The sequence below is a fragment of the Protofrankia sp. CiP1_Cm_nod4 genome (genome assembly GCF_982290645.1).
On record NZ_CEVIVC010000061.1, the window covers coordinates 3484 to 5961 of the forward strand.

2 protein-coding genes are annotated in these 2478 nt (G+C 74.4%); one reads left to right on the plus strand and one right to left on the minus strand.

Translation table 11 applies throughout. The features are described 5' to 3' along the window. The coding region (locus tag AC5LSR_RS13325; RefSeq protein ID WP_493468517.1) for a hypothetical protein at positions 1 to 903 on the plus strand (903 nt) is incomplete at its 5' end. A gap of 158 nt (positions 904 to 1061) precedes the next feature. Here the strand turns inward: AC5LSR_RS13325 and AC5LSR_RS13330 are convergent. Continuing rightward, positions 1062 to 2345, minus strand: coding sequence for an L-2-hydroxyglutarate oxidase (locus tag AC5LSR_RS13330; RefSeq protein WP_250282657.1), 1284 nt, complete (start codon positions 2343 to 2345; stop codon positions 1062 to 1064). Between the last annotated feature and the right edge of the window lie 133 nt (positions 2346 to 2478).

A 2478-nucleotide genomic window follows, 5' to 3' on the forward strand; every position in this document is an offset into this window, starting at 1 on the left:
AGCACGGACAGCACGGATAGCACGGACGGCGCGGACGGCGTGGACGGCGCGGACGGCGAGTCGGAGCGGCTGCGCCGGTGGCGTGCCGAACGGCGTGCGGCGCACGCGCTGACGGCTGACCCGCGGTGGGCCCGGCCGCCCGGTGGCCATGGACCGGGTGCCGGGGGCGCGGACAGCGGCGGCCGGGATACCGGCGGTGGCGAGGCCTCCGATGCGGCCGCTCCCGGCACACCGTCGGCGTCCGGCGCCTCGTGGCCGCCTCCCGCCGCGGGCCGTGCCGCGGACGCCCCGGGTGAGGCCGGGCCGTCGGGTGCTGGCACCGGGCCGGACTTCCTGTGGGGCGCCCCGATCGGCGCTCGTCCGGGGGAGGCGGCCGGTGGGCCCGCGGACGGCACGGGCACCACGGCAGGCGAACCCGCGGGTGCCGGGGAGCGGCTGGTGGGGCTGCTCGGGGGCCTGCTCGTGCTGGTCGCCGGTGCCGCGGCCGTCGTCGGTTCGGTCATGACCTGGGCGACCATCACCGCCTTCGACGTCATGGAGCTCCCGCTGCGGGGCACCGAGATCGGCCGCTACTACGGTGGGACGACGGCGTTGCTCGGTGTCCTGGCGGTTGTTCTCGGCGGGATGCTCACCGGCCGTGACCGGAAGGGCTGGCGGTGGATCCTCACCGCCGTGATCGGCCTGGCGACCGTCCTGCTCGCCGTGATCGACATGATCCGCCTGCTGCGCGTCGACCGGCTGGGCGACATCGACCTGGACCTTTCGGTCGAGCTGGGGCCAGGCCTGTGGATCACGCTGCTGAGCGGGCTGCTCACTGTCGTCGGCGCGCTGCTGGCCCGGTTTCTGCCCGTAAGGCCGAAGCGGGCCCGTGGCGGGCCCGGCCCCGGCGGGCAGGACAGATGATCGCGAGTGGTGGGCGCGGACGGGGCGCCCGATGCGGGCGGCGGTCGTGGCCGGGCTCATCCCCCAGGCGGTCAGCTCACAGCCGCCAGTACAGGATGTCCCTGCCGTAGCGGCGCTGGTGGCCGGACTGGGCGGTCGGCCGACAGCCGCCGGTACGCTCACGCGGCCGGCTCGGCCACGATCCTGTCCACGATGTGCTCGGCGATGGCCAGGGACGCGGTGGCCGCCGGTGACGGCGCGTTCCGCACGTGCACGATCTTCCCGCGTATCGACAGCACGAAGTCGTCCACCAGTGCGCCGTCGCGCGCGACCGCCTGCGCGCGGACACCGGAGGGCCCCCGGACCACGTCCGCGGCCCGCAGCTGGGGGACGTACCGGCGGGCCTCGGCGATGAACGCACGCCGGCTCGTCGTGTGCAGGATCTCCCGGGCCCCGGTCCGCCAGTGCCGGCGGGCCATCGTCCGGAAGCCCGGCCAGGCGAGTGTCTGACGCAGCTCCGAGCCTCGCACGGTCAGCCCGGTGTAGCCCTCGCGGGCGGTCGCGAGGACCGCGTTCGGACCGACCAGCACGTTCCCGTCCACCTTTCTGGTCAGATGGATGCCGAGGAACGGGTACCGCGGGTCCGGCACCGGGTAGATCAGCCCACGCACGAGGTCACGACGCTCCGGGCGCAGCAGCCAGTAGTCGCCGCGGAACGGGACGATCTGCGGTGAGGGATCCTCGCCGGTGAGCGCGGCGACCTGGTCGGACTGCAGGCCGGCGCAGGCGACTAGCAGGTCGAACGGCCCGGCCGCCGTGGACACGGCCGTGACCGTGCCACCGGCGCGGGACGCGGTCGCGTGCGTGCCGTTGGGCGGCACCCGGACGTTCCCCCGGACCCGCAGGCCCAGGTGGACGCCGTCGGGGCGCTCCTCGACGGTGACGACCTCGCTGCCGGTGCGCACCGTGCCGCCGGCGTCCTGGACGCTGTCCCGCAGCCGGCGGGCCACCGCCTGGTAGTCGACGATCGCGGTCGTGGGGGAGTGCAGCGCGGCCACCCCGCGGGCGTGCGGTTCGTAGCGGCGCAGGTCGTGCCCGTCCAGCATGGTGGTGTCCGGGACGCCGTTGGCCTGTGCCCGGCGCGCGATGTCGGCGAGCCTGCCCAGCTCGCTGTCGTCGACCGCGACCACGACCTTGCCGCACTCGTCGTAGCGGATGCCGTGCGTGGCGCAGTACTCCCTGAGCAGTACCACGCCCCGTCGGCACAGGGTTGCCTTCAGTGATCCCGGCTGGTAGTACAGCCCGGCGTGGACGACTCCGCTGTTGTGTCCGCTCTGGTGGCGGGCGACGTCATGCTCCTTCTCGAAGACCGTCACCGTGGCGGCGGGATCGACCTGCCCGATCCGCCGGGCCACCGCGAGCCCGAGAATACCGCCGCCGATCACCGCGACCCGACCCGCCACGCGTCCCGCTCCTGGTTCCTGGATGCCATGGTTTCCGTGCGCGCAGGGAGCGCGGGAAGAGCTGTGGTCGCGCACCTGTCCGTCGGCGATGTTACGGGACCGGCGGGCACGCGACGCAGACGAATGATCCCCT